Origin of the sequence: Pseudomonas sp. PICF141 (genome assembly GCF_002286815.1) — a bacterium.
Taxonomy (GTDB): domain Bacteria; phylum Pseudomonadota; class Gammaproteobacteria; order Pseudomonadales; family Pseudomonadaceae; genus Aquipseudomonas.
The window spans coordinates 21,618-28,772 of record NZ_MUNM01000008.1; the positions used below are offsets into that span (position 1 = coordinate 21,618).

Annotated in this window: 5 protein-coding genes and 1 pseudogene; 1 reads left to right on the top strand and 5 read right to left on the bottom strand. The window is 55.4% G+C overall.

Features of this window, described 5'->3' with window-relative positions; genetic code table 11:
• Positions 1 to 48 precede the first annotated feature (48 nt).
• The 4 genes from BZL43_RS00205 to BZL43_RS00220 form a co-directional block, all read right to left on the bottom strand.
• The gene (locus BZL43_RS00205; protein WP_095630465.1) at positions 49 to 1,302 is read right to left on the bottom strand and encodes an OprD family porin; all 1,254 of its coding nucleotides are present in this window, start codon (positions 1,300 to 1,302) and stop codon (positions 49 to 51) included.
• 92 nt (positions 1,303 to 1,394) lie between these two features.
• Positions 1,395 to 2,699: a CitMHS family transporter gene (locus BZL43_RS00210; RefSeq protein ID WP_095630466.1), complete on the bottom strand. Its 1,305-nt coding sequence runs from the start codon at positions 2,697 to 2,699 to the stop codon at positions 1,395 to 1,397.
• Between the two features lie 136 nt (positions 2,700 to 2,835).
• A complete protein-coding gene (dctA, locus tag BZL43_RS00215; RefSeq protein ID WP_095630467.1) occupies positions 2,836 to 4,161 on the bottom strand; it encodes a C4-dicarboxylate transporter DctA in 1,326 nt (441 codons plus the stop codon).
• A 44-nt stretch (positions 4,162 to 4,205) separates the two neighbouring features.
• The gene (locus BZL43_RS00220; protein WP_095630468.1) at positions 4,206 to 5,288 is read right to left on the bottom strand and encodes a 4-oxalomesaconate tautomerase; all 1,083 of its coding nucleotides are present in this window, start codon (positions 5,286 to 5,288) and stop codon (positions 4,206 to 4,208) included.
• Positions 5,289 to 5,455: 167 nt separating this feature from the next.
• Here BZL43_RS00220 and BZL43_RS00225 point away from each other — a divergent pair, with 167 nt between their 5' ends.
• A complete protein-coding gene (locus BZL43_RS00225; protein ID WP_095630469.1) occupies positions 5,456 to 6,346 on the top strand; it encodes a LysR family transcriptional regulator in 891 nt (296 codons plus the stop codon).
• Positions 6,347 to 7,027: 681 nt separating this feature from the next.
• Here BZL43_RS00225 and BZL43_RS28415 read toward each other — a convergent pair.
• Positions 7,028 to 7,155: pseudogene (locus BZL43_RS28415) on the bottom strand (aromatic alcohol reductase); the annotation flags it as partial.

Consider the following 7,155-nt stretch of genomic DNA (forward strand, 5'->3'; position numbering starts at 1 on the left):
ATCACTGAAAAGGCGGCCTGCGAAAATCGCGAGGCCGCAATCAGGGGATCACCAGAGGGCGATGTCGTAGGTAAAGTAGATTCGATTGCTATCTCGGCCACGGGAATAATCAGAGCGGTAAACGTAGTTACGCAACCGCACACCCAGCCCCTTGAAGGTGCCTTGTTGCACGACGTAAGCCAGTTCGGCATCACGTTCCCACTCCTTGACCGAGGTGTCGGACTTACCGTCGTTGCCGCTCAGATACCGGGCGGAAAACGTCAGGCCCGGTACGCCCAGAGCAACAAAGTTGTAGCCGTAGTTGAGCATCCATGTCTTCTCGTCCTCCTCGATGAACTTGCCTATACCGGCGTTGCTGAACGAGTAAACCGTTGCACCGCTGATATAGGGCAAACTGGCGTCGCCACTGAGGGTCTGATATCCGCCACCGAAGGTATGGCCGGAAATGGCGTAGGACAATTGCCCGCTCAGCATGTTGTTGTCGATCTTGCCACCGAAGGCTGAGCCGTTATCGACACTGTTGAAGTAGCGCAAGTCACTGGTCAGCACACCGCCGCCCAAGGGTAGATCGTGCTGGATACCTGCGAAATTCTGTCGGTAAAAGTTTTCCAGTTCGCCGTAGAAATAACTCAAACGAACGCTCTTTCCCAGCTTGTACTCGGCGCCTGCATAGCTGAAGTCGCCTGATTTATCTCCGCCGTAACCGTCGGGCACAATCGGCATGCTGTCGCTGGAATCTCGCAGTTTGAATCGATCCAGGTAGCCCCCGGTGAGGGTGAGGTTTTCGATGTCGACGCTACTGATCTGAGTGCCTTGGTACGTTTGCGGCAAAAGACGCGCGTCGTTATAGATCAGCACTGGAGTCTTGGGTAGCAAGGTGCCGTATTTGAACGTGGTCTTGGCCAGTTGGGCTTTGGCAGTCATACCCATACTTGCGAATTCGTCAGTCGCACGACCGTCATCATGCACCGGCAATAAGCCAGTGCCGCTGCGGCCACGGCCGGAGTCGAGCTTGACCCCGAGCAGGCCAAGGGCATCAACACCAAACCCGATAGTGCCAGGTGTAAATCCCGACTGGTAATCCAACAGAAACCCCTGGGCCCACTCGGCTCGTTCGCTCTTCGCCGTCCTTGCTGATTTGGCACTCATGCCATGCTCGTCACGGAAATTCTCATTGAAATAGACGTTGCGCAATTGCAGCTTGAGCTTGCTGTCGTCGATAAAGCCTTCTGCACTGGCACTGGCCAGCGGCAACAAACCAAGAAGTGAAAACAGCGCCCGTTGGGTATACAAAGTGGTCATTGGCAAACTACTCATTGTTGTTATTTGGAGTGCAGAACAGCGCACGCCTCGCAAGCGAGACGTGTCATGAGAAAACAGATGCTTGGGGTGAATCAGGAGAAGAGACTGATCGCCCCGGTCAGCAGGGCTAGCGCGGTGACTACTAATGAAGTGAGTACCGCCCATTTGACGGTGGCTTTCTGGAAATCGCCGATATCACGATCGACCATACCCACCAGCAACAGGGTTGAGGCTACCAACGGACTCATCAGGTGTACTGGCTGACCGAGAATCGACGCGCGGGCGATTTCCACCGGGTCAATGCCATAGGCTGCGGCCGCGTTGGCCAGGATCGGTACCACACCAAAGTAGTAAGCATCGTTGGACAGGACAAAGGTCAACGGCATGCTGGTGATCGCCACCACCAGTGGGAACAGGTGTCCCCAGGATGGCGGAATCCAGTCCACTAGCGTTTGCGCCAGGGAGTCGACCATCTTGGTGCCCGAAAAGATCCCGGCAAAGATACCGGCGGCAAACACCAGCAGCACCACCGTCATTGCATTACCGGAATGGGCGAGAATGCGTTCTTTCTGAATATCCAGTTGCGGGTAGTTGATCATCAGTGCCAGGACAAAGCCGATCAGGAACAGGATCGCCGAGTGCATGATCCCCATTACCAGCGCGACCATGACCGCGATCACCAGCAACAGGTTCACGTATGCAAGTTTAGGCCGTTTGTACGGGGCATCACCCAGGATCGCGTCGATGTAGCAATTACCGCCACCGCTCTGTAGCTGCACATTACCGATGCGCTTACGCTCGGCACGGCCCAGGAGCAAAGCGGTGAACACCACCCACATCGCGCCGCCGATCATGGTCGGCAGCAAGGGCACGAAGTACTCGCCGGCATCCAGACCCAGTGCCGCGATCGCCCTTGTAGCGGGCCCGCCCCATGGGGTCATGCCGCTCATGATGCTCAAGGACAACATGGCGATGGTCGCCAGAATCATCGGGTTCATGCCGATACGCTTGTACAACGGCAGCATTGCCGCGCAGGTGATCATGTAGGTGGTTGTGCCGTCGCCGTCGAGGGCGACCAGCAGTGACAGCAGCGCGGTGCCGATAGCGATTTTCATCGGATCGCCGTTTACACGCTTGAGGATTTTACGAATCAACGGGTCGAACAACCCGGCATCAATCATCAGGCCGAAGAACAGAATGGCGAACAGTAGAAGCGCAGCCGAAGGCGCAACCATCTTCAGGCCGTCGAGCATCATCTTGCCCGTAGTACCGCCAAAACCGCCAATCACCGCAAACACAATCGGCACCACCGTCAGGGCGACAATCGGCGATAGGCGTTTCGACATTATCAGATAGGTAAAAACCACCACCATGGCCAAACCAAGAAATGCGAGCATAGGTCAGTTCTCTTGTTCTTATTAGTAGCGTGGCCGATGCGCAGGCGCACGACCTCGAACCCGCCAGACGGTACGATCAGCCGTGCCTGGCGGGGAGTTGAATGAAATGTTTGTTGGGTGTTTCAGGCGTGTCCGGTCAGACGTGTTCCGTGACCTTGCGACCATCCCAGTTTTCACTCTGGGTTTGTGCCAGGGCGGGCGACGGTTCGCCGTCAAGAGTCCGCATCAGTGTCTCGCGATCACAAGCGTTCTCCGAGATGGACATCACCACTGTAGCCACGGCGTTGCTTGCCAGACTGGTCAAGGCCCGGGCTTCCGACATGAAGCGGTCGATACCGATCAGCAGTGCAAGGCCGGCCAAGGGAATGTCATGGATCACAGTCAGTGTCGACGCCAGCGCGACAAACCCGGCTCCGGTCACACCTGCGGCACCCTTCGAGGACAACAGCATGATGGCCAGCATGGTCACGGTCTGTGTCAGGCTTAGCTCGATGTTGCAGGCCTGAGCAATGAATACCGCTGCCAGCGATAGGTAGATTGCCGTACCGTCGAGGTTGAACGAGTACCCCGTTGGCAGCACCAACCCCACCACACCTTTTTTGCAACCAAGGGCTTGCAGCTTTTCCAACATCCGCGGCATCACCGGCTCGGTGGAGGAAGTCCCGAGCACCACCAGGAACTCTTCGCGGAAGTAGCGCAGCAACTTCCAGAGACTGAAGCCATTTGCCCGGCAAATGCTCCCCAGCACCACAAAGACGAAGAAGCCACAGGCTACGTACAAGGTCATGATTAGCTTGGCCAGCGAGCCCAACGATGTAATACCGTACTGGCCTACGGTGAATGCCAACGCGCCAAAAGCGCCGATCGGAGCGAAGCGCATCAGATAGGAGAAAATCTTGAACACCATGTGCGAGGCGGATTCCAGTACATCCAGTACCGGCTTGCCACGCTCGCCGATGGCCGACAGTGCGAAACCGCAAAGCACCGCGATGAACAACACCGGCAGCACTTCACCCTTATTGAAAGCGCCGATGAAAGTGTCCGGGATGATGTGCATGAAAAACTCGACCACTCCCAGCTTCGCGGCGGAATCGGTGTATTGCGACAGTCCCTTGGTGCTCAGCTGGGTTGGGTCAATGTTCATGCCCACACCTGGTTTGAACAAGTAGACCGCCACTAGGCCGATAATCAAGCTGATCACGGTCAGCGCCAGGAACAGCAGCATGGTCTTGCTCAACAGACGCCCGAGGGAGCGTTTGTCGCTCATGCCCGCGATACCGGTGACGATTGTGCAGAACACCACCGGAGCGATCATCATCTTGATCAACTTGATGAAGGCGTCACCAAGCGGTTTCAAGGCAATGGCCTGTTGCGACCAAAAATGCCCGACCAGCACACCCAACAGCACGGCGAGGAGAATCTGGAAGTAGAGCGATTTTACAACTTTCATGGCATCACCCATTTTTAGAATTGTGCTGATGCAAGAACGGCAATGACCAGGGGAAATTATCCGGCAAGTCGTTGGGAATCCGTGGCGTAGACAAAGCCGGAGAACAGCCTGCGCGATGTACGCACCACTGAGGCACGAATTGTCTCAGCACGAGCGCCGGTGTAGGACAATACGACATCTATCCCGCCACTTGGATGTTCAATGCGTACTTGCTTCATGCGCGGCTCGCTAATCCCGCCGAGCAATTGCGCGACGACACTGCCTTCAGTGACACAAGCGGTGGCAAGGCCGATGGAACCGGTGATCGCCAAGGCCCGATGGCAGTTGTGTGGCATGAAGTAGCGCACCTGGATTGTGCCGCCAGCCTTGGCCGGTGACACCAGTACTGGCTTGGGAATCACTTTGTCGCTGACGTCACCCAGGCCCATTACCAAGCCGGCTTGCAGTCGCAAGGACTCCAGGCGACGCAGGAACTCTTTGTCGGCATCCAGTTCCGCAGGACTTTCATCGCCGCGCTTACCCAGTTGGCCGGCTTCGACGATCATCATCGGCATCGCCATGTCGATGCAGGTTACTGGAATACCGTCGATCAAATCCTGCGTTTGCCCAGTAGGGAAAAGTTTGCCGGTCTTGCTGCCCGCAGCATCCAGAAAGGTCAGTTGCACAGGAGCGGCGGTACCCGGCACGCCATCAATGGCGGTGTCACCTTCATAGCTGACCTTCCCACCGGGCGTCTGTACCTCGGCGTTCACAAACGTCCCCGTATTGAGGTTACGAATACGCACGCGGGTCAGGTCTTTGGAAGCTTTTACCAGCCCCTGCTCGATGGCGAACGGGCCAACGGCGCAAAGCATGTTGCCGCAATTAGGCGCGGTGTCGACTCGACGTTGGGAAACCATGACTTGGACAAACAGATAGTCGACATCCGCCTCAGGATGCAGCGATGGGCTAACGATCGCCACCTTGCTGGTTTGCGGGCTACCGCCACCGATACCGTCAATTTCCAGCTCATGGCCAGAACCCATAACGTTGAGCAGCAGTTCGTCACGGTCTTCGATCGCAACAGGTAGATCCCAGGCGAGGAACACTGGGCCTTTGGAAGTACCACCGCGCATTAGCACACAGGGAATTCGTTGCATGAATACTGACTCTTGTTGATCAATCGGAGTAATTGATGTCTTGTGAGCAAGAGTCGCAGGCTTTAAAAATTGTTTCCAATGCAAATATCAGCCTGATTATTGCGTTTTACGAATGATGGATTTAGGCTGACCGGGCTTTACCCCTCTCGAATTGTGAGACGAAAAAAGTGAATTATGAGCTCAATGACATCCGATCTTTCGTGAAGATCGCAGAACTTGGAAGCTTCCATGAAGCTGCCGATGCATTGCATCTATCTCAACCCGCATTAAGTCGGAGAATGAAAAAGCTTGAAGAGGGATTGGGAACCGCGCTTCTGGATCGCACGACAAGAAGGGTAAGCCTCACCAGCGTTGGGCGAGACTTCCTGCCCAAGGCGCGACGCTTACTGGATGACTTCGACGACTCAATACTTAACATCCGAGAGCTGGCGGAGCGGCAGAGCGGCCGTGTAACCCTTGCCTGTATCCCCACCGCAGCCTTCTACTTCCTCCCTTCGGTAATTCGCCTCTACAACGAGCGCTATCCACAAATCCGCATTCGCTTGCTTGATCTCAGTGCGAATGAAGGGCTGGAGGCTGTTCTGCGTGGCGAAGCTGACTTTGGCATCAACATGATGAGCGGCCAGCACCCAGACATAGAGTTCGTGCCGTTGGTTAACGAGCCTTTTGTTTTAGCTTGTCGGCGCGATCACGAGTTGGCTAAACGCAGCTCGGTCACCTGGTCTGAACTGAGCAATTACCGCCTTATCGGAGTCGGTCGCCTGAGCGGTAACCGCATGCTGCTTGACCACGCTTTGTCCGGCTTGAGCTGGCGTCCACAGTGGTTCTATGAGGTTCAACACCTGTCTACATCGCTGGGTCTGGTAGAAGCGGGATTAGGTGTCTCGGCAATGCCGAGCCTCGCAATGCCTGCTGTGGATCATCCAACATTGGTAAGCGTCCCTTTGATAGAGCCGATAGTTAACCGATCGTTGGGACTGGTTTACCGGAGAGGCGCTTCACTATCTCCGGCAGCGGAAAAATTCGTCTCAATACTGCTCGAACAATGGGAGAAATGACCTCACGCTTCCTACTTTTTGAGTTCACATAACAATTTTTAAATAGCGTTTCGCTGTCATGAATTGTCTCAGCCAAGTCCTGCACAGCGGTTGAAATCACAGAATCTTACCGATACCTGTAGAGCACCATTCTTTAGCAGGGAACGCACCATGCCGCCAAGACTCAAGGTGATCGAGACCACCTATGCGCGGCGCGTTGGCGACGATCAGCGAGAACGAAGAGTTCATCAATAAGACGTTAGCGGTGCTCATGACGCCTGAGTGAGTAGCTCTCGAGCTTATAGACTAGCCGGGCCCATTGGCCCGAAGGATCGACCTCTCCATGGACGCCACTTCATACCGCAGGTTAGCTATGGGCATGAACGCAACCTACCCTCCCACCTCCCGCAACGTCTCTGTCCTCACGCAGACGTAAGCGTCCTACGAACACACCTTCAGAATCCCCAATCATGGCAAGTGTTTGATTAACGCGCTGTGGTTCGCAATCCGCGCTGAGAAAAACCAATAGTTGGTGGCTTTGGAGCGCCTCAGACCTCGGCAGATGGCGCGGTAAAGATAAAGATTCGGACGTCTAGGATTACCAAACCCGTACCCCGCGTTTTTGCTTCGGTTATCAGCGCCCTTTACCAGACTGAGGAGCTATTCAGTAGGTCAACTCCCTGCGCGGATACGCTCGTTCGGCTACTGCACTTGTGCTGAAGAGGTTGCCAGATTTGCCCGGGCCCACTCCTCAGCGGTCGTGACTTGAATCGACTGCTGCGCGTTGAAAGTGCCTGCTTTAGGCCAGGCCACGCCTCTGCCCTGGGCGA